This window comes from Vibrio sp. KUL78 (assembly GCF_059725505.1).
In genome coordinates this window covers 668,594-689,102 of the sequence record NZ_AP045838.1, presented here as the reverse complement: position 1 = coordinate 689,102, position 20,509 = coordinate 668,594, and the positions used below count along the sequence as shown (strand labels likewise).

The following is a 20,509-nucleotide window of genomic DNA, read 5'->3' as shown; positions in this document are numbered from 1 at the left end:
GAGGGGCTTGATATGGGGAGCGTTAACGTGAGACAAGGTCTTTTGTTCTTTGATTTTCGATACAAAGGACAACGTTGTAGAGAGTATACGAAATTAGCTGATAATGCTGTAAACAGGCGCCGTGCGGCGAAGTTGCTGAAGGTAATCGAGGCAGAAATAGTGACTGATCACTTTGATTATTCGAAGTATTTTCCGAGTAGTAAAAACGCAGCTAAGTTTGAAGCCGTGAAGGAAAGGCAAAGACAATCGGAGAAGTACTTTGATGCTCCTGATTCACCATTATTTAAAGAGTTTGCCAAGACATGGCTAGCCGAGATGAAAGTCGAATGGAGTCACGGTCACCTAGTGGACGTTGAAGGCGTCTTGAATAAATACCTACTACCGACGTTCGGCAGTAAAAGGATCAGCGCCATCAATAAGGCTCAAATCATGCAATTTCGCTCCTTCCTCGCCAAAGTACCGGGACGAAATGCGCAGTTCTTAAGTCCATCACGGATAAATCACATAATGACACCGCTTAGGATGATTCTTAATGAAGCCGCTGATCGTTATGACTTTACCCCAGCCTGGAAGAATATCAAAGCCTTAAAAGTAGGTCGCACGGAAGTTGACCCATTCTCATTAGAGGAAGTGGAGCGCTTCCTCAAATATGTTGATGAGGAGTACCACGCTTATTACGTAACTCGCTTTTTTACTGGTATGAGAACCGGTGAAGTTGATGGGTTGATGTGGGAAGCCGTGGATCTAGAGAACAAAACCATTACGGTTAGTCAAAGTATTGTGCGTGGTCGATTGAAAGGGCTCAAAACCGATGGTTCATATCGTGTGATTCAGCTCACAGATAGGGTTGTGGAAGCCCTTGAAAAGCATTGTCTTAACGCCGATAAAAAACTGAAATATGTGTTTACTAATGCCCAAAATCGCCACCTTAATTACGCCGTAGTTGCTCGTTCCGTTTGGTATCCAGCTATTGAAAGAGCAGGGTTAAAACGACGTAATCCGTATCAAACCCGCCATACCTTCGCGACGTTACTTTTGGCGGCAGGTGAATCACCAGAGTGGATCGCGAATCAAATGGGTCACACTACGACTACGATGCTGTTTAGAGTGTACTCCCGTTACGTGCCTAACTTAACACGCCGAGATGGCAGTGCATTTGCCGCTTTCTTAAATTCAGGAGGTAAATGATGCGCTATTCGCCATTAGCTGTACATTGCACTAGTCTTTGCTTTGATGTCATTCAAAGTCACTACTTTGACGAGATGACTGTTGAAGACATTAAACGATCTAAACAAGAGATATATCTCTTGCTCAAAGGCAGAACCTATATGTTACCGCATCAATATTGGCGGGAAGATGTTTTTTTTGGACATGGTAGCGAATAGCATTGTGGAAGTTTTGTATCAGTGTCGTTATCACCGTCCAAAACGAAATGTAGATTGGGTTTTGAGCTTTGTGGAGCGACAGATTAGCTTGGCCATAGACAAGACAACACACTAACTTCGTCTGCCCTCGTGTGAGTGAGTCACAGTAACCAGAAACGAGTCGCACTTACGCCAAGCAGTGGTTGGCAACGAGCCTTAAGCATGCCTTGTCGATTAAGACTTAGTGTGACTCAACAAATATGAGTATCAGATTTAGTTTACTGGATAGCTACAAAGTTGACAGAACTATACCAGATCACTTTATCGGGAAATATCGAACGCAATCTGGCTTTGTGAAAAAGAGACGCTCTAGGTCTCACCGATTGGTAGGACATATTGTCTAGAACAATTATACGGAAACGGTTTTTAGACGTATAATCTGAATGATATAATTGGAGCTAAGTTATGAAGAGTTTTGTTGAGTGGATAGAAAAAAATCTAGTTATCATCGCCTATGTGGGTGTAATTGTGCTTGTTCCCTTTACAGTGTGGCTGAACCTATAGACGGTTTTGTTGCCGAGAACAAATTTTACCTAAGTCACAAGCGACTTAAACAATACCCAAGCAATGGCAACTCTCTACCGATTGTTTTTAACATGGCTTCCGAACGCGAAGAGGGCTTTGTTGCCGCAATTGGATGAACTAGAAACAATCACCTAATAGCTAAGGTGGCTCGAGTACGCGTAGTTACATTTTCAGCGTTAATAGGGAGGAAGCACGAACCATAGATTATCAGTCTTGTGAATATGAATGAGTTTTATACCAGATCCATACGTAAGCCTTTTGATATCTTTCAAGCTAAGCGTGAGGTGCTAACACTCTAGTTTGTCAAACTATGTTAGTGTTATGACTCTGCAATATGCTACATCTGAAGAGTCCAAGCTGAATGTAGCATACCGTTCGCAACTTAGACTCAGATATTAAACATCACCATGTTTTTTCGCTTCGAGTCTGATTTTGGCTCAATTTTAAACTCACTCGAACATTTCAGCATGAGCGCATTAGCATCAGTCTGGTTACTAATAGCACGAGAGGCACAATCAAAGCTAGGTACAACTCCCTTCCATTTTACAGAAACCGTGGCCGCCGTAGAAGAAAAAGCCAGCAAAGGCATGAGTGTAAGCGTAGTGAATGAAATTAATCGCATTAATAGGCATCCTTGTCGTTTTGTGTGATTAGTATGCTTACTTTAGTTGGTTTTGTTTCAAAAATCGAACTAATTAAATCAAAATCTCAAAATCTCAAAATCTCAAAATCTCAAAATCTCAAAATCTCAAAATCTCAAAATCTCAAAATCTCAGGATCAAATAGGAAAATTCATTAACTGGTTTGAAGCCTCGCTAAAAGCCGATTGACTGATGTAAGTTCAATGACTTCTTTGACAAACAAGGTTCATTTACTAAGTTAGATGGTAAGCCTCACATCTACATTACACTCAGCATAGTCGCTTAACTTCATTAGGTGCCATCATGTCAGCTATCAAAACAATCGGTATCGATCTTGGTAAATTGACCATTAAGTTGGTTGGTCATGATTATTCTGGCCGTGAACTGTGTCGACATAAGTTCTCTAGAGTTAAACTAATTGAATATATCTCTGCACAGGGGCCTTTAACTATCGCAGTGGAGGCTTGTTGTGGAGCTCACTTGCTAGCTAGACGTTGCCAAGAGATTGGATATCAGGTTAAGCTCTTCCATCTCAGTATGTTAAAATCTATGTTAAAATCTATGTTAAAAGCCACAAAAATGACTTCATTGACGCCGACGCTGTAGCTGCTAAAAGACCGAAATTTGAACGGGCAAAGATTGGAAGTGTGATTCGTAGAAATCGAACTGGCTATATCAGGTAGCGAACGGCTGTTATTAACAGTATTACTTCAACTCTTGTTGAGTTTGGTTTCAGTTTTACTCGTGGTCATGCAAATATAAAACGGCTTTCTCAGTGGCTTGCTGTCACTGGGTAATCCGTTCCCCCATTACTAGTTCTTGAGTTACGAGAACAACTTGATCATTACAATCATCTTAATGAGAAGATTAAAGAACAAGATAAGAAAAATGAGATTATTAAAAACGGCAATGAGCTGTTTACTATGCTGCAATCGATCACTGGCATAGGACCAATAACTGCTGCTTGTTGTCTATCGGGGCTTTGATGTTGCCTAATTCAGCGAAAGAGCGAACACTAGTTAGATCGTTCGCATTTTAAACAACATACTGAGTTTGGGGCATACCTATCCCTGTTAGCTTGTTGGGTGCTTTGATCACTGTGTAGGTCTCACCCACTTGTGCGTTGTAATTTCGAAGCGTGAGTGAAGCACCCAGTAGTTGTCTAGGTGATACATAGCGGTCTCCGTCAAAGATCGCTTATGGTAACCATACTTCTGTTTCCGCTTTTATTGGCGCCATAGAGCTTTTAGCAGCCAACTGCTAGATTACGTGGATGCCCTTTTACCAAAAAAGTTGTGCCTTCATGCGAAGGGATGAAAGGTGTCGCTTTCTTAACCTTAATCGCTCTGCGACACTCTTTAGTATCGTATGCACCATCTCCCGATATTTCCATGATGGTTCGGCGTGTTTGTTTGAGTCGGTTGGTGTGTGCTTCCGCATCGGTCACATCTGATAGTGTCATCTCTGCGGCGATAGTTTCATGTGTATCTGTATCATCCGTAAGATGGCGTTTGCGCCAGACTCGATGCTTGCCATCAGTTCCATGTTTTTTCACTTTTGATTCTCCCTCACCGTGTACCTTCAGCACAGTCGCATCAATGACTAGGTTTTGGATGGCACCTCGCGTTGATGCTTCGAAATTAATTTCTACATCCTTGGATCAGCGGCGTATACACGTATAGTGGGGACAAACCAATAGGTCATTCGCTAATTTGAATACTGAGCCTATAAAGCCTTGCAGTGCCCTTAAGGGCAGGGAGAAGATGCGCTTTACCATGAGAGCAGTCGTGATAGCTAAGTCACTAAACAATCGCGTCCACCACGTCTATGGTGTTTAGATTGTATCCACTCTGTTATTGTTTCGTAGTCAATCCAAAACGAGAGAGAACGTTTATTGATTAGAGAGGTGTTGGTTTTATTTGCGCTAGTTGCTGGTTTTTTAGTGAGGCTTCGGCATGAAGTCAAAGTCAGTGAATTAATGTCCCTGATATGATCATAACGTGCTGATTTGGTTATTTTAATTTTGGCGGCAAAGCCCCTTTAGAAGGTAGTGAGTTTGACTTGGCTTTAAACTTTATTAGCACATCATTTCTGATTTTGCTACCTAATGATAAGGGCTGTAGGAAAGAAAAGTTTTAAAATTGGTTGTTTATCGAAACTGAAAAAAGTCAGTCAAGACGATCACGATATTCAACACAACCCCGACTAACGGAATCACTAAATGACGGAAAGAAACAATAACGACCTCTTCGAGAAACAGCCTTGGACTCTGCGAACTCGGGCTCGTAAAGAATCACCTAAAAAGCCTAGCAAAAATCAAAAGCAGCTAGCAAGAGTTAAGCGAAGAATTGAAGATATTCTAGAAGAAAGAGAATTCAATAAATTATGGAGTCTTGAGGATGACATCACCTAAACCTTCTCCCAAACCGCAGCAATATAAAAAACGCCAACGTCGCCAACATGAAAGGATAGACTCTTTCAAAGCGAAGTTGATTTTAACATATCGTCTCGCTCTGTTCACGCCATACACCGCTTAAGGACAATTGTATTAAGATAATGAACGTTCCAATACAATTGCCATCGTTGGTGTGAGGTTTGATTTGTTAAGTGGCCTGTCCATCAGTGCTGAGTACCAGTATTTTTAAGTGTTCAACAGTGGTTCTTGCTTATTTGTCAGCTCTCCAAGCAACGATGATAGTGCTCAGCTTTTTACGGTGATGGCAAGTTTTGCTTTTTAGTATTAGTGATTGTTCGCGAGGGACACACAACATGGCTCAAGCAAAAACCTTATCTAAACGAAAACTAAACCGAGTTTTCTAAATTTGTCTACTATTTTATTTAGCGGACTTAACAAAAAAATCGAAATTTAAAAGTTTATAAAGTATGAAATCCTTCAATGTTATTGTTATCTCTCTTTTAGCCTTCGTAGCTTCTTTTCAATCATTTTCAGAAGATAATGATTGGAGCAAAATCGCAGATAAAACCGTCAGTTTTAAGTCCGAAACTGATGTAGTCAATCTACTTAAACCATTTGCAAATAGTCATTTCAACCATATAAAAGTCAAGTGTACACAAGGAACAGTAAACCTAAAGAGCATCACAGTCATAATGAGTGATGGGAAAGAAAAAACATTTGATAACCTCGGTGTTCTAACTAAAGGTATGTCGTCAAGAAATTTAAATTTACCATCAAAAGAGAATGCGGAGTTAGATAAGATTAAACTCAACTATGAGTCGCTTGGTAGCTCCGCTTTAAAAGTTTTCGGAGTAACAGAAAAAGCGAAGGTTGAAATTTGGGGTAAGAAAATTAAGAATGACATTTCTAAAAAATGATAGCATTTTGAGACTATTTGAAAGGTTGCCTCTATTTGTTTTTTACGCCGTTACAAAGTTTTATGAAATAATTGATGTATTGAAGTTGAGCTTGGTAAGGCAAAATCATCTGATTTAATGGACTCTCTCTCTTGCGTCCATTAAATCGATTCCACTGATGCGTATACTCTCGTAACGAACAAAGCGGATTTAGGGTTTTGTAGTGGTTTAATGATCCCGGACACCAAATTAGATGGTAAAGTCTCCACCGTAAATGAGGTGTTCAATGACAAAACGACAACGACGTACATTTTCTTCTGAGTTCAAAGTAGATGCCGCAAGCTTGGTTCTTGATCAAGGTTACCCAATATCTGAAGCGGCACGCTCTCTAGACATCGGTGATACGGCTTTACGACGCTGGGTCGATCAACTCAAGATTGAGCGTGGCGGAGAAACGCCAACGGTTAAAGCTCTGACGCCTGAACAACATAAGATCCAAGAGTTAGAAGCTAGGATTAATCGCTTAGAAAGAGAAAAATCCATACTAAAAAAAGCTACAGCTCTCTTAATGTCGGACGAACTCGAGCGTTCTCGCTAATTGACCAGTTGAGGAAGCATGAGCCGGCCAAAGTTCTTTGTGAGCTGTTCGATGTCGCGTCTTCCTGCTACTACGAGTTTAAACAACGAAAGCCGGATGCAAGTCGCATTCGGTTAGCCAGCCGAGTTAAGCAGATGGCGCCTCGTGTTGTGGCTTTGAAATTAAGTTCTACGTCCCTTGCTTAACGGCTGATACAGGTATAATGAGGACAAACCAATGGGACATTTGTTAATTTAAATACGGAGTCTATGAAACCTTGTAGCACCCTTGAGGGTAAGGAAAAGATGCGCTTCATCATGGGAGCAGTCGTGATAGCTAAGTCACTAAACAATCTCCTTCTACCACGTCTATGCTATTTAGATTGTTTCCACTCTGTTATTGCTTCGTAGTCAATCCAAAATGTGAGTGAACCTCGATTGACTAGCGGGTTGTTGTACTTGCGCCAGTTGGTGGTCTCAAAGCAAACCTTCGGCATGAAATCAAAGTCAGTGAATTAATGTCCTTTATCTGCTCCTAAAAATTGATTTAGTTCATTCGATTTCGGCAACAAGGCCTCCTCAGTACCAAGATTACCCGGCAAAGAGGAAGCCGAAAAGGAAAGTCATTACTTTTGGTTTGATCTTGCTTTAACGGCTATTTAGGTTGCTGGGTAACGTAGTACGCCGTAGCGGAGGCTTGAACCGTATGCAGTGAAAGTTGCACGTACGGTGCTTAGGAGGGCGGCACTTGGGAACAGGTGTCGCCGACCCGACATGCCCTGTCCAGTATTGACTTCCTCCCTTTGCTCAAAGCAAAGCGAGGAAGTCTCTATGCGTAGTTCAAGCATTTTGTCAGGCTTCATTGGCTGCGAAAGAGCATTAAGCAGCTCAATAAATCCTACAGGCAACTGAAAATTCAGATAATGGCGGACTATAAGTATAGGTCGTTCGTCCTTGGGTCGGTTCATATCACCTAGCCCTGGCCTTTATTTGTTTTTCTGTCCGAGGCTTGAGACGTTTGTTCTTGTTAGCGTACCTTAGGCTTCATTGCTTACATATCGTAATTCCTTTCGATTGCTCCCGTTTCATATAACCTTCACTTTGAACCAATACCGTCCGTAAATCCAACGTATTAAAGCTGTACTTAATGAGGCGGGTATATTTTTCATCGCCTTCAATGATATTGATGTATTCTTCATATTTTGCAATACGACCCAATTGGTTACTTGAGCATATCGACACTGAACTCGACCAATCACTCAGTAGCGGTTTCCCTTGCTCATCGACAATCAATACATAAACGTCATTCTCTTTTGTATAGATTGATTGTGTAAAAAACGTCTTCATTGTGTTGCCTCCGTCACTTTGCGCAACTGGCGAAGGTGTCTCAACTGACTGACTATCTCTCTCCTTGTTTAAAGCATAACTCAAAGTCACAGGTTTCGAGATATCTTCAATCGAAGATTGCGTACTACCTTGATACGTGGCTAAAATGCCATGAGAGCCCGACGACAAATCAACTTCTATTTGTTCACCTTGTCCCACGTGTCGACCATCCACGAACCATTTGGCAGCCACATCGGATTTCAACACTATCCGAATCGACTTAAAATTTAATACATCATTCAACTGATGATAAATGCTATTTGAAAACGTCGGTACTGCGCTAAAACTTACCTCAAACGTTAAACGACCTTTCATATCTAAACTCGCGTTTACCACTTCGTAACGCCTAAAATTACTGCTTTTTCCTAAAAACAAATGACTGTCCTTGATCAAGTTTTCGATTACTTCTCTCTTTTGAGATAAACAGAGTCCAATCGTGGCGTTTTTACTGCAATTCGTATCACCCGAGTACGTACCTTTGATATCACTACGTTGAATGTCACCTTTAATTCTTTCAATAATTCGGTCTAACAGCTTAAGCTTTTCGCTGTTGATCTTTTTCTTTTCATTCTCAAGATCGGAATATTTACCTTTTATTATCTCATACGATGAACTCAGATCTTGATACGTCGATAGTTCTTTTTCTAGCCGGCTTTTTTCATTGATAGCCGTTACCAAATCATCAATCGATGCTGAGTTTTTTTCCGTTATCTCAATCGCGACTACCTTATTGGTCAGGTAGTCAACTATCTCATTGTAATCATTACGTTTGTTCACATACTGCCAAACCCTAGCTGAATGCATCGACATTTCATTATTCAACTCTTCATAACGAGTGTCATAATTATACTTATTATTGATGCCTGTCAGTGTTTGCTCTTCTTTCGCGTTCATCAACTTAATATCGGATGTAAAGTTCACTTCAGATGAATAAGCATCCACTGAACCCATTAAAAAACAAGCCAACATCACAAGTAACGGAGATACATTTCTCATCTATAGAATCCAAATAATTTAAAAACCATTTACTATACAGACCTTACTCATTAATTAGCTATTGTCAATGGTGTATGAAAATCATGTAGCAACCTATTGATGAGTGACCATTTCTTTGATAGAGCGAACATCTTTCACAACATCCGCTAGAAGTGCAAAACTTCTTAGGCGACGCCCTCTTTGAGCGGACTGAAAACCAAATTCGCCTTCTAAATCAGGTAATTGTCAGGTGAACTATTTATTCTTTTGACAAGTTGTCGCCATAATTATTTTTATTTATAGCAGTAATTAGGCATGTTGAGGCGTGAATCTTTTATGGTTGCTAATTTATTTGCGTTTTTCTTACTTATAATAATCTCACTTCGACAATGAAGTGTAACTACATAAATCATTAAATGTATAATTTCAATTAGGAAACCGATTAATGAACAATTTCAAAAAGGCAATGTTGACTTCTCTGACTCTTGCAGGCATGGCAGTTGGTGTAAATGCACAAGCGGCTGTTGATCCGACAGCAGTTGTTGTATGGACAGGTAAAGTGCCGACAGTGACTAATGGTGATTCTTTACTTATTACGGGCTTAGGCGGCAATCTAAATAGCCTGTCTGGTGCTCTAGCACCAAACAATGATGGTACTTTTGTTTCGCCAGCGATCATTCTAGAAGCTCGTGAAAACACTGGTGATGCAACTACGCCAGTGGTGGGGGACCTGACTGATGCTTCTTGGACGGTGGTGGCTGCAGATGTCGCTTATGGTGGTTCTGCTCAAACTGATCAGGTAGTGAAAGTGCAGATCGATGGTGCAGATGTAGAACTTAATGGCGATGCGGTACCAGGCAAATCATCAATTAGTCTAACAGTATCTCAATCAGCAAGTTTAGCAGCTGATGTTGGCGGTAAAGACGTTCAAGCAGCAGTTACGCTGATGGCTACCAAAGTTTAATTAGCTAGTCTGTTTATGAGGGCTTGCATATTGCAGGCCTTTTTTTCACTTTAACTTAGTGATCGATATGAATAAAACAGTAATGTTACTTGGAGCAATGGCCATTAGCACAAACTGTAGTGCCCTACAAGAAATGCTTCAGGTGACGACAACTATAGATATTAATAACTTATACGTTGATTCCATTGTCGGTGTGGTTTTCGAGCCCGCGCAATTGAATCTTGACGTTAACGATGAAAAAACGGCATTTAGTGACCAAATCACTACTCTAAAAATCAGTACAGATATTCCCAAAGAAGTTTCTAGTGTCGCTTATACCTCAACATTGGTCAATAACAGTGCCAGTTGCTTGGATTATTTGGGAAATATTAATCCGCAAACCGATTTTGTCTCCGTCACTTTTGATGGGCAAACACTGAAACAGAATGATGTCGTTGAGTTAACCGATTTTAGCTCAGATGATGGTATTAATAAATACAGCGAACACAGTGTGGAATTAGCGTTCAGCCCATTCACTGACATTGTGTCTATCGGTATTCCTGTTGAATGTGCTGGTGAAATAGAATTCCGAATCGGAGTCGATATATGAAAACAGAGTTGAAATACGCTATTCTTCCTCTAGCAATTATGTGCCAGCTATATTCTATTGAAAGTATTTCCGCCTCTATTCCAAGCGGCTTTGAGGACAGCTTTAAATTGAAAGAAACATCAGTGCGCTTTCGTAATTTGGATGGAACGTTTTTCGACCCAATGTTGGTCTTAAGTTCGTATAATACTTTGAAAGTTGATCCGAATAATAAAAAATTAATTGACCAGATCAAACTGTACTTGACCAATAACAATATTGATAAGGCTTATCACCAGGAATTTATTAACCGCTTGGTGGCAGGTGTGGAAGATCAATCACTGTGTTCCGGTAAACTTGATGCCTGTGTCTTGTACCCGGAAACCTTTGATATTGTACAAAATTATAATGACCAACAGGTGTATGTTTTTGTTTCGCCCAGTGTGCTCGAATATGCCAATAATAGCGACGACAAACGCTATCATGCTGCAAAGAGTAATGAAAACGGTTTGATCAACTCTTTCGACCTATATTTAAGTGCCTACGATAACCGCGACTCCGTAATTTCCCTCAATGATAAAGCGGTACTTGGTTTGCCGTATGGTTACTTTAAAACAGATTTTAATTTGACGAACGGAGAGAGTAGCTCAGTCTTATACGAAGGGTCATATAACTTGGATGTCGGTGCATCCACCTGGAAAGTTGGTCATTTTGAGTATGATCCCGAGATTAACTCTACAGATTATCTCAACAATACTGCGCGTATGTCGCAAAATTCGATCACCTTTGCCTCTTCAGAAAAGCTGTTAGTCGGCGGCAAAAACAGTAATAAAGTGTTGAGTTTTTACGTGCCTAGCAGTGGAACTGTCAAGGTGCTGCGTGATGAGCGCATTATTTATCAGGCCAACGTAGCTGAGGGGCAACAGTCGATATCATACAACGATTTACCCTCAGGACGCTATGAAGCTACGGTAGAGGTGTCCAGCGGTGGAGAAGTGGTTAACTTGCAGGTCTTTCAGGTTTATAACAGTACCAATGATACACTGACATCAGGCAGTTTCGATTACGCTTTCAGCGGTGGTTTGTTTGATGAAAGTTATTATGATTACAAGGATACCGATGTTGAAGAGATTGATAACGATGCTTATGTGAAAGGGTTATTGAACTATCAAGTCACTTCTGGTTTACAACTAGGAGTGGGAGGGCTAGCGTCTAAAGTCGGGACAATGCTTACCGTGGGTGGTACTTACAACCTGCTCAATACTGGCCTGATGCTCGAAGGGGTCCATAATCGGTTTGATAATGCCTCACACAGCAACTTTAACCTCGCGTTGCCCTGGTTCAGAGTCAGCTATGAAGAGTTAGATAATAACAAAGGTGATTCGCTTGCTAGTCATATGTATGGCTTTTCCGACTACTCACGCTGGTCGGTTAACTCGAGTTATAACTTTGGTGGAGGCCGATCACTGTACGCGATTTATACTCGTAATGATGAAAGGGTGTTAGTCAATAAATGGGGGTGGGGTTACGGAAATTACGATCGAAGTAGTAACCTGGTTTCCGTCGGTTACAGTACGCCGGCGATTCTGAAATCGCGTCTGAATATCAACGTCGACTACTCAGATACGGACGATGCCAGTATCAATCTGCTTTGGAGCATCCCGCTGTCTGATTCGGTTGAGGCGATAACTAGCGTGACAACTAATTCGGCTCGACCAAACCAGATCAGAACATCGTTGAGAAAGAACGACCTTATAGACTCTGATGACATTCGAACATCGCTGGAAGTGGCTAACACATACAGTCGCGATATGAATGATCTATATCAGGAGGCCACTCTGTCGGCCAATGGCTCGAACGCTTATGCAAGTGGTAATGCGTTGGTTTACACTTCGACACAAGATCATTCGAATGGGATTAATGTTGGCCTGTCAAGCAGTCAGATTGTTACTTCTGACGGGTTGCATTTGACCAAAGATAAAGCAGAAGCCTTTGCTGTGATCGATGTTGAAGACATCCAAATGAGTGAAGAAAACGGCAACCAGAATGAAGAAAAAGGCTATTTGACACTGGCAAGAAACGGTAAAACCAACAGTAAGTCCATTATGTATGACAGTGAGCGCATTGTGCCGTTAAGAAGCTACAACCAGTACGATGTTAACTTTGATTCACAAAGCGTTGATTTATATAACTCCGGTGAAAGTAAAATAACCGACTATACGCACCCCGGCACGGTATTTAATTTACAACCAAAAGTGAGTCGTGTGGTGTCGTTTGTCAGCGCGTTTAACGATATTTCGGATCAGCCCATTGATAAAGTGACCTGCATGGGTGATGGTTGTATCGAAGTTAACGAAATGGCTGACAGCGTTTATCGTGTCACAGTACTTGAAGGGCTGAACTTTGAACTTTATTCAGACAAAGGCCAGTGCTTGCTTCCTTATGAGTTCACGTCAACGAGTCAATTGAACTTTGGTCAAAATTACTGTTTACCAATTGCAGATAGCAACCAAGTTCAGCAGATTGAAGTGGATAATGAAAGCTTGAATGCTATTTTCTTAGGGGCATTTGTAGAGTCGGGTAAACTCAACAGTTCAGTTGAAACGCTCGAATCGCTGGGCTATAGGGTGATTCAAAAAGAAATCGGGAACTACAAAGCGGTTTATATTGCTCACAAGACCGCAGATATGGTCGATATGCTCGCACGCCATAAAAAGGAAATTGAAAGCATAAAATTATTGGCGAAACGCTTGTATAAAGCAGACTCAATTAGCTACCCGGTAGCCAACATCAATTAAGGTATAATTATGCAGTTTAGAACATTTATATTAACATTACTGAGTTTAATGGTGGCCTGTTATTCGATACCGTCGCATGCCTTTAAAGTTGACAAAATGATAGTGGTGGGTGACCAAAAGGGCAATGGAATTATTACACTGACTAATGATCAGAATGTTCCCATCTTTATTAATACGGAAGTCGATGAAGTTACCATTGAGAATGGAATCGATATCAATAAAACGCGATATTCAAGAGAAAATATCGCTGATTGGAAAATTTCTCTAACGTATCAAAAGTTGGTGCTAAAACCGGGAGAAGCAAAGGATATTGGTATTCGTAGTCTGTGTCACAATACCTCCTGTGATAACTCACAAGACATTATGTTTATGCTGTCATTTATTCCAAGTAAGTATCAGGAAGGCGAAAGAGGAAAGTCTGGTGTGGAGATCAATTACGGGTTTGCACCTGTATATATTATCCCGACTAATCAGCCAAAATTTGATTATGATATAATCAATCATGGTGAAACCATGGAAGTTAAAAATCGCAGTAATACTATGATCAATATTTTCGTTGACAGTTGTGATACACAGGTGACGAAGCAATGCCGACAGAAATTTACGGTACTTGCCGGGCGCGATAAAACATTTAACCTGTTAGATACGATTCAGCGTGATGAACTCAATATTATAGTAAATTCACATGATGGCGGCTATACAAAAGCAGACATGATTAAACGAGGTCAATGATTATGCACAAAGTGTATCATTACATACTAGTAGCCAGTGTTTTATTAACCTCGAGCTATTCGTATGGCGCCTTTTATGTGAAAGGTGATGTGAAGGGAAGTAACCTCAGGTGGGACAATGTCATCGCCAACAGCGGAAAAATGGTACCCAGTCAGTGGGGGGTACCACCAGCGCTTCGTACGGTTAACGCATGGTCAGCAGGGACTTTGGCCGCGTCGCCACCATCAAGTTTTATCTTGAAAGGAGGCAATGGCAATGAAGAATCAGGTGAGATTCCAATTCAAATCACTGGTATGCAATATAACACTATGGGGATCAGCTTCACTCAAAGTAGCAATAGCTTTGGTGGGTGTGGCATCGCTGACGTTGTTACCGGTTCAGTGGTGAGTGTGGATGGCAGTGTCGGCTGTATCTCACAAACCACGTTGTCGGCGGAAACACCCTCAGCACCCTTTGTTCTTTTTCGGCCAATATTCAGCATTAATGAAGACGATATTATCGCGGGGCTTAGCGGTAAATCACAGGGGATCTATTCAGCATCGGTTCCTATAACAGCGCGCTATTATTACGAGAATACGGCAGGGATTCCAACCTATCGTAATATCAGCGATGTAATGATTTTTACCTTTAATTATGATCCAATTCAGCTAGAGAGCATTACCGTGGTTGGAGATGGCGTTATGGAACCTAATTATGACACCTCGACCCGAATGATCTCGTCGACTACGAACTTTGAAATTACCGCCAATGGTTACTTTATGAATGGATTAGTACTGACTATGCCAACACAAAACTACCAGATGAGCAACATGCAGTCGCCCGATAGCACCATTCCGTACAGCATTAACTGTATGGAGTGTAGTAAAACGACGTTGGTTCGGGAAGGGACGTTACTGGAGCAGGAAACCACCATATCAGAAGGCAGTGGTGGCACATCAATCAGGTTTAACCTTGAGTTTGACTATGACGTAGATGGTGAATTGTTGGTTTCCGGCACCTATCAGGATTCGGTCACTATTATACTAGAAGCAGGGATTTAATATGAAATCGACTTATCTATTCGCACTGGTCGCCGCATTCTCTTCGCTGGTCAATGCTGAGCAACTCTTCGAGCCTTCGACGTATTATCTAAAAGGCGGTATTAATGGTTCGGTGCTTGGTGAAAACAAAAAAGACAGCGAAGCGATGGGCTATGAGACCATGCTTGGTGTTCAGTTTGAGAACGGGATATTTATTGAAGGCGGATATCAGAGTTTCGATCTACTACGTGACGATGACATTAAACTGGACGCGTTTTCAGCACGGCTCAACTGGAAGTATCCCGTCAGTGATTATGCTGCCGTCTATGTAGGTGGAGGCGCATCCCTGATTGATAGTGACTTCAACCCCAGTGCCCAATTAGGTATCCAATATCAGCTATCGCGGAACTGGGTGGCGGATGTTAGTTATCAGAGCATCTTCGATATCGAACAAGTTGATGACAACTTGTATTCACTCAACTTATCGTTGGTGTACCGGTTCCCAAGCTCTCAGCCAGTGGTTGTGGACGAAACGCCCACTATCGTCGCGCCTGCCGAACCGCCGGTGACAGTTACATCGCCAACAATTTGCAAGATGGAAAAGCGCTCCTACATTTTGGTTAAGGGGGATTTTCTGATTAAAGTTGCGGATACTTATGAGATGTCTTTGGCGCAACTGATGTATTTAAACCCTCAACTGAATGGCAGAGACATAAATTTGGTATATCCCGGTGAAAGCGTAAAGGTTTCTTCAAGGGAGGTATGTAAATAGCACCAGGGCTCGTTAAACAAGGCTATCACGATTAGGACGTAGCCCAATACCGAGATGATATTTATACACTAACAGTATGCTAATTGGCTGGGAACTGACTCACTTAGCTGTAAGTGAGTGTTAACGCATGTTACTTTGTCTTTAAAGATTCAATAAAAGTAGCTAACTCATTATCTGTGGTGCTTTATAAAATAAAAAACAGATAAGTACTCATTTTGTGATTTTATTGTCATCTACGGTTCTTGTCATTAAAGGTTGAGAAATGTAGGCATGCCATTTTATTTTAGAGGGTGCTATGCCTTATTATTTCCAGCTGAAAAAGGTAAATTTCTAACCTCTAAGTTCAGATATTGTTCTTTTGATAATTTTAACTCATTGAAGGTCAAATTCTTTGGGTGCTAATTTAAAAACCGATAGGAATCATTTCTATGCACCATAACCTTTTTAGAAGGAAACTACCTGTTGCAACGCTGTGCATAGCACTCGTGCTTGCGGGTTGTAACCGCGACGGTGAAGGTTCAAATAGTGGCTCTACGGAACCACTAGTTCCGACCAGCATCTCCGCGCAAAATGCCACCTTTGTAACTGATTTTGTCGACAGATATCAGGTCGACCTTTCTGATAAGGTGTCAGTCAGTAACAATGATAGCTTCACTTTAATTGATGTTACATCTTTGTCGGCAGCACCTGAATGTCAGCCGCTGGAACAATCGAAACAAAGCTTCACTATTACGGCTGATAGCAGTAAATCTTGTAGTTACCGCTATCAGGTGGCAGTCGCAGGAAGTAATACTACATCTAAGTATACCGACGATGCTATTACTCGAATAGCAGTTACGACCACTGGAGATATATCTGAAGTCGAGCTGCCAATAATCAGTGCAACAACACTAGTGGAAGAACAAGTTGACGTAAATGTACGAACTCAACTTTTACTTCAAGGCGGTTATACCGTTGGAGACGGCTTTACACTTAGTGATGTTGTCTCGTTGCCTTATAGCGAAAATACTGCCAGTGTTGATTCGGCAAACGGTACTATTACCTATACACCCCCAGCTGGATTTGAGGGTATCGAGCGTATTTTATTCAGTTACGTTAACTCCACTTCTGGTGAAGTGTTGCTTGGCACATTGGATGTAGCCGTAGCAGGCCGAGTTAACGAAGGTCTAACGGTACAAAGCGATATTGAATGGCCTGATATTATTGAAACCAATGTACCAGCAACGATTGATGTTGCAGAATACGTTGACTCTCCTGATGGCGATAAATTCCAGTTAATATATGTCGATTCATTTAACGCCTCGACGGTACCAACCAACCCTATCGACATGTATAATACCGAATTTACCATTGAAACATCAAAATTCGGTGAGCATTATGTGTCTTTTGCGGTCACCGACCATAATGGTGCTTACGCAATGGGATTAATGAAAGTCTTAGTATACGACTCGAATGCAACTGCACTATGGAAAGGAATCAGCCACCAGTCGCTGTACTTCAGTGGGCCATTAACGTCACAGGAGGCTGTTGGTCAAGGAGTGGAGTACAAAGAATCTTTGCTCGATGATTCTTATACTCCGGCAGTTAGTCTCGCTTTGTTTGATAATAACCTCGCGCAACGTTACTGTGGTACTAAAGGGCGTTTACCGGACGTAGAAGAACTAAAAGACTTAGGTGAGACTTATGTGAGTGACGGAGGCGTTCATAGTCAGTTCAACTGGCCTGATTCAAAGCAATATATTGCCTCGAGTAATGGCGGAGGAGCGAAACTTGTCGATTTAAATAATGGAGCCATTTCTGACTATATGGGCGGGGCGTATCTGGCCACTTGTATTGAGGGGGGGTTAAAGGTACAAGCTGTAAATGAAGACATCATTGCAAATGGTGTTGATGTTGCCCCTGTAATCTTTACCCTTTCTGGTGAAGATGAGGATCCTATTGGCGGCTCAGTGATCACAGTCAGTGTTGACGACGTCGAGACAACCTCGGTTGTGACCGACATTGAAGGGAAAGCAACGGCCAATATCACGAGTAATGTTGCCAAGGATCTGACAATATGTGGAGAAATTGGACTACAAAAAACATGTACAATGGTGAGATTTGTGGGTGATCCTGCGACCGCAGAAATCACGAAAGCAACTTTGGATGTATCAAACTGGTCTAATGGAAGTAGTGATTCTTATCCGATTTACGCTACTGTAGAAGACGCTAACAATAATCCAGTTAAAGGAGCGCTTGTCACTTTTAGTGTTACCGAAGACTTAAATGACTCAGAATCAGTTCAGTTGTTAACTAATAGTGCATTGACTAATGAGAATGGCATTGCGTCGGTAAATGTAACTAACTCGGAAACGACATCTATTGGTAGTGACTTTAGTAGAATTTTGGTAGGACATACCAATTCTAACGACGACTATTCAAGCTACGTTCTTGAAACCGCGTGGGGGGCGTGGCAATGGGCTGAGCCTTTGGAAGTTCGTATATCCGCAAAAACTATCATGAGAGATGATTTTCAAGATGTAACTGATTATCTTTGCAGTTCAGAATTTGGTGAAGATTATAGGCTGTTGACAACAGATGAGATCTCCGAATATCAATATGCACTCAAGGAACAAACACCACCATTGGATTCTTTTGAATATCAAAATGATCCAATAGCAAATGCAGTTGTAAATGCATCTTATAACATGAATTTGCCTATTTCTTGTCGTAGTTGTAGTGATACCTCTGAAACTTCTAATGCTACGTTAGACTCGGATACATTTGTATTCTATCTAGGCTTAAGGCCATTAGTAGTTGACCAAAGCAGATGGGAAGTCGAATTTAGCTTAGATGCTGAATATTTTGAAAAAATTGGAGATTTTTCCATGGGTAATTCTAGATATGCACACTATTATAATATAGGACGAATAACCAAAATGAATTCTTTCCCATTCTTAGATGATCTTTCGGCCACTTATAGTAGTGTCATACGATCTAAGACCGTTTGTGTAAAACCGATGTGATTTATTTATAAAATCACCTATCTTGATGATTAGGAGTTTCAATCCTAATCATTGAGGTAGTCAACGAAGTAAAGAGAGGTGGGAGCCCTCTAAAGGTATATTGAGCTAATAATGAGATTTTGTCATTCTGTCGCAAATTTGAAGCCTTAGGTTAAGATCTAGTGCAATGTTGATTAAACGCTATGAATTTGAATGTTTAAAGGAGCCTTTTCCATCAGAAGTTATCCTCGAAACCATTCGGTACTACTTAGCTTATAAGCTAAGTTATCGTGAAATTCAAGAGATACGGAATGAACGTCGTGTCACCGTTGACAATGTCACCATAAATCGCTGGGTTATCAAATTTACTCTTCTTTTAGAGCGCAACCTTCGTCTTAAAAGAAGTCAGTGTGCCTTGTTGTTAGTATCTGTCTCGTCCTAAAATACGTTGACAGTATTTCATTAAGCCAACAGCGTTAGCTGTTGGCTTTTTTCATGCACCTCATTTGGCATTTTCATGCCGAGGCTTAGATGCGGCCTCATACTGTTATAGATACTGATTGACTCTTTTAGTGAATGTTTAAGCTCATCAAGCCCCTTACATCGATTAAGCAAGAACTCTTGCTTTAGTATGCCATTCACTCTTTTTGCTAAAGCATTTTGATAGCAATCGTACCTATCTGTCTTCGAAGGTCTAATGTCACTCGATTTCAGCTTTTCTTGGTAAACATTTGAGCAATACTGAAGGCCACGGTCAGAGTGATGAATACTCGAGCGATGATATTGCCGGTTCTTTATGGCCATATCGAGTGCCTTCACAACATCTGTTGTTTTCATCATCTCGTTACTTGACTCATATCCCATAATTTTTCGGCTGAACGCATCAGTCACCAACGATAGATAGTGAACCCCCTCCTCAGATTGAAGGTAAGTGATATCGCTCACTAACACCTCCTCTGGATTGTAAGCAAGTTAGGATGCTTCTTCATCCAGTGGGTGCTGTTCGTGGCCTTTATGAAGCTACGTTTGGGGCGAACTAATAATTGGTCGTCACGTAAGTAATCGAACAGAGCATCTCGACCTAGTTTAATGCCTAGTTTTCTAGCAGATAATAGAGTTTTCGAGTGCCGAGTTGAGGCATGTAACGTCGAACATCTAGAATCATTTGCTTAACCGGCCTTATCATGAGGCGCTATCCAACATCTAGCCATTGATGCAACTGGGATCAAGGTTGAATGGAAAGTGAAAAAACAAGGAACCGATGGTAAGCGTTGAGTCTTATCTCGCTGCGGATACTGATAACCATGAAGTTATCGCAGCAGAACTGACGCATTAAGGTGTGATAGATTCGGAAGTGCTCGCTAATTGACTTAATCAAACACGCTGAACCATCAAAGAAATTTCAGCAGATGGTACATACGATACAAGGGAATGTCAGAGCGCGATTAACGTTAAGAAAGCTCGTACTGCGGGCTGTCAAAAACTCCACGGTTTGAACAAAAAATGGAAATAGAAGTATGGTTACCATAGACGCTCATTGCCGGAAACCACTATGTATCGTGTAAATCACTAAGCACTTCACTCACACTTTGTAATTACAATGCATAAGTGAGGAGACTTACGTCATGATTAAAGGACTCAACACGCTCACTCAACTAGGTATCCGCGAAACTGAGTGTATTTTGCTAGAGATGCTACCGATTTAGGCAGCTTTTGTTCTTGCGCCTGATTCGGTAACAAGGCTAGATCAAGCAGCTGGTCTCAACTTTCAAAAAAATAGCAATGGCTGCTTGATATTAGGGTTTGCAGGACTTCAAAGTCTAATTCGGACAAGAA

Annotated in this window: 11 protein-coding genes and 6 pseudogenes; 13 read left to right on the top strand and 4 right to left on the bottom strand. The window is 41.2% G+C overall.

Annotation, left to right across the window (positions count from 1 at the left end):
- Positions 1-12: 12 nt before the first annotated feature.
- Both AC6I8Y_RS19745 and AC6I8Y_RS19740 read left to right on the top strand, forming a co-directional pair.
- Complete coding sequence (locus AC6I8Y_RS19745) at positions 13-1,188, top strand: Arm DNA-binding domain-containing protein (protein WP_498022804.1); 1,176 nt, start codon at positions 13-15, stop codon at positions 1,186-1,188.
- A 1,705-nt stretch (positions 1,189-2,893) separates the two neighbouring features.
- Positions 2,894-3,567 (top strand): annotated as a pseudogene (locus tag AC6I8Y_RS19740) (transposase); the annotation flags it as partial.
- A gap of 58 nt (positions 3,568-3,625) precedes the next feature.
- Here AC6I8Y_RS19740 and AC6I8Y_RS19735 read toward each other — a convergent pair.
- Positions 3,626-4,547, bottom strand: a pseudogene (locus tag AC6I8Y_RS19735) (IS5 family transposase).
- 264 nt (positions 4,548-4,811) lie between these two features.
- Between AC6I8Y_RS19735 and AC6I8Y_RS19730 the strand changes: the two are divergent.
- The 3 genes and pseudogenes from AC6I8Y_RS19730 to AC6I8Y_RS19720 form a co-directional block, all read left to right on the top strand.
- Positions 4,812-5,003 carry a hypothetical protein gene (locus AC6I8Y_RS19730; RefSeq protein WP_498022802.1) on the top strand — a complete coding sequence of 64 codons (192 nt, stop codon included), beginning with the start codon at positions 4,812-4,814 and terminating at the stop codon, positions 5,001-5,003.
- 470 nt (positions 5,004-5,473) lie between these two features.
- The gene (locus AC6I8Y_RS19725) at positions 5,474-5,923 is read left to right on the top strand and encodes a DUF2541 family protein (protein ID WP_498022800.1); all 450 of its coding nucleotides are present in this window, start codon (positions 5,474-5,476) and stop codon (positions 5,921-5,923) included.
- Positions 5,924-6,188: 265 nt separating this feature from the next.
- A pseudogene (locus AC6I8Y_RS19720) lies at positions 6,189-6,625 on the top strand (transposase); the annotation flags it as partial.
- A gap of 59 nt (positions 6,626-6,684) precedes the next feature.
- Here the strand turns inward: AC6I8Y_RS19720 and AC6I8Y_RS19715 are convergent.
- Positions 6,685-6,975 (bottom strand): annotated as a pseudogene (locus AC6I8Y_RS19715) (transposase); the annotation flags it as partial.
- A 547-nt stretch (positions 6,976-7,522) separates the two neighbouring features.
- A complete protein-coding gene (locus AC6I8Y_RS19710) occupies positions 7,523-8,860 on the bottom strand; it encodes a hypothetical protein (RefSeq protein WP_498022798.1) in 1,338 nt (445 codons plus the stop codon).
- Positions 8,861-9,284: 424 nt separating this feature from the next.
- Here AC6I8Y_RS19710 and AC6I8Y_RS19705 point away from each other — a divergent pair, with 424 nt between their 5' ends.
- The 7 genes from AC6I8Y_RS19705 (at position 9,285) to AC6I8Y_RS19675 (ending at position 18,694) form a co-directional block, all read left to right on the top strand.
- Complete coding sequence (locus AC6I8Y_RS19705) at positions 9,285-9,803, top strand: hypothetical protein (protein WP_498022796.1); 519 nt, start codon at positions 9,285-9,287, stop codon at positions 9,801-9,803.
- A gap of 67 nt (positions 9,804-9,870) precedes the next feature.
- Entirely contained in the window at positions 9,871-10,392 is a 522-nt protein-coding gene (locus AC6I8Y_RS19700) for a hypothetical protein (protein WP_498022794.1), read from the top strand.
- Positions 10,389-13,166: a TcfC E-set like domain-containing protein gene (locus AC6I8Y_RS19695; RefSeq protein WP_498022793.1), complete on the top strand. Its 2,778-nt coding sequence runs from the start codon at positions 10,389-10,391 to the stop codon at positions 13,164-13,166. Before AC6I8Y_RS19700 ends, AC6I8Y_RS19695 begins: the two co-directional genes overlap by 4 nt.
- A gap of 9 nt (positions 13,167-13,175) precedes the next feature.
- Complete coding sequence (locus AC6I8Y_RS19690; RefSeq protein WP_498022791.1) at positions 13,176-13,898, top strand: hypothetical protein; 723 nt, start codon at positions 13,176-13,178, stop codon at positions 13,896-13,898.
- Complete coding sequence (locus AC6I8Y_RS19685; protein WP_498022790.1) at positions 13,895-14,938, top strand: hypothetical protein; 1,044 nt, start codon at positions 13,895-13,897, stop codon at positions 14,936-14,938. Before AC6I8Y_RS19690 ends, AC6I8Y_RS19685 begins: the two co-directional genes overlap by 4 nt.
- 1 nt (position 14,939) lies before the next feature.
- The gene (locus tag AC6I8Y_RS19680) at positions 14,940-15,689 is read left to right on the top strand and encodes an outer membrane beta-barrel protein (protein ID WP_498022788.1); all 750 of its coding nucleotides are present in this window, start codon (positions 14,940-14,942) and stop codon (positions 15,687-15,689) included.
- Positions 15,690-16,117: 428 nt separating this feature from the next.
- Positions 16,118-18,694 carry an Ig-like domain-containing protein gene (locus AC6I8Y_RS19675; protein WP_498022787.1) on the top strand — a complete coding sequence of 859 codons (2,577 nt, stop codon included), beginning with the start codon at positions 16,118-16,120 and terminating at the stop codon, positions 18,692-18,694.
- A 441-nt stretch (positions 18,695-19,135) separates the two neighbouring features.
- Here AC6I8Y_RS19675 and AC6I8Y_RS19670 read toward each other — a convergent pair.
- Positions 19,136-19,856 (bottom strand): annotated as a pseudogene (locus AC6I8Y_RS19670) (IS3 family transposase); the annotation flags it as partial.
- Positions 19,857-19,861: 5 nt separating this feature from the next.
- Here AC6I8Y_RS19670 and AC6I8Y_RS19665 point away from each other — a divergent pair.
- Positions 19,862-20,379, top strand: a pseudogene (locus AC6I8Y_RS19665) (transposase); the annotation flags it as partial.
- Positions 20,380-20,509 lie beyond the last annotated feature (130 nt).

What these genes read in the sequence shown, in the direction of transcription:
- AC6I8Y_RS19745 (WP_498022804.1), top strand. Translation starts at nt 13, where the DNA reads ATGGGGAGCGTTAACGTGAGACAAGGTCTTTTGTTCTTTGATTTTCGA.
- AC6I8Y_RS19730 (WP_498022802.1), top strand. Translation starts at nt 4,812, where the DNA reads ATGACGGAAAGAAACAATAACGACCTCTTCGAGAAACAGCCTTGGACT.
- AC6I8Y_RS19725 (WP_498022800.1), top strand. Translation starts at nt 5,474, where the DNA reads ATGAAATCCTTCAATGTTATTGTTATCTCTCTTTTAGCCTTCGTAGCT.
- AC6I8Y_RS19710 (WP_498022798.1), bottom strand. Translation starts at nt 8,860, where the DNA reads ATGAGAAATGTATCTCCGTTACTTGTGATGTTGGCTTGTTTTTTAATG.
- AC6I8Y_RS19705 (WP_498022796.1), top strand. Translation starts at nt 9,285, where the DNA reads ATGAACAATTTCAAAAAGGCAATGTTGACTTCTCTGACTCTTGCAGGC.
- AC6I8Y_RS19700 (WP_498022794.1), top strand. Translation starts at nt 9,871, where the DNA reads ATGAATAAAACAGTAATGTTACTTGGAGCAATGGCCATTAGCACAAAC.
- AC6I8Y_RS19695 (WP_498022793.1), top strand. Translation starts at nt 10,389, where the DNA reads ATGAAAACAGAGTTGAAATACGCTATTCTTCCTCTAGCAATTATGTGC.
- AC6I8Y_RS19690 (WP_498022791.1), top strand. Translation starts at nt 13,176, where the DNA reads ATGCAGTTTAGAACATTTATATTAACATTACTGAGTTTAATGGTGGCC.
- AC6I8Y_RS19685 (WP_498022790.1), top strand. Translation starts at nt 13,895, where the DNA reads ATGATTATGCACAAAGTGTATCATTACATACTAGTAGCCAGTGTTTTA.
- AC6I8Y_RS19680 (WP_498022788.1), top strand. Translation starts at nt 14,940, where the DNA reads ATGAAATCGACTTATCTATTCGCACTGGTCGCCGCATTCTCTTCGCTG.
- AC6I8Y_RS19675 (WP_498022787.1), top strand. Translation starts at nt 16,118, where the DNA reads ATGCACCATAACCTTTTTAGAAGGAAACTACCTGTTGCAACGCTGTGC.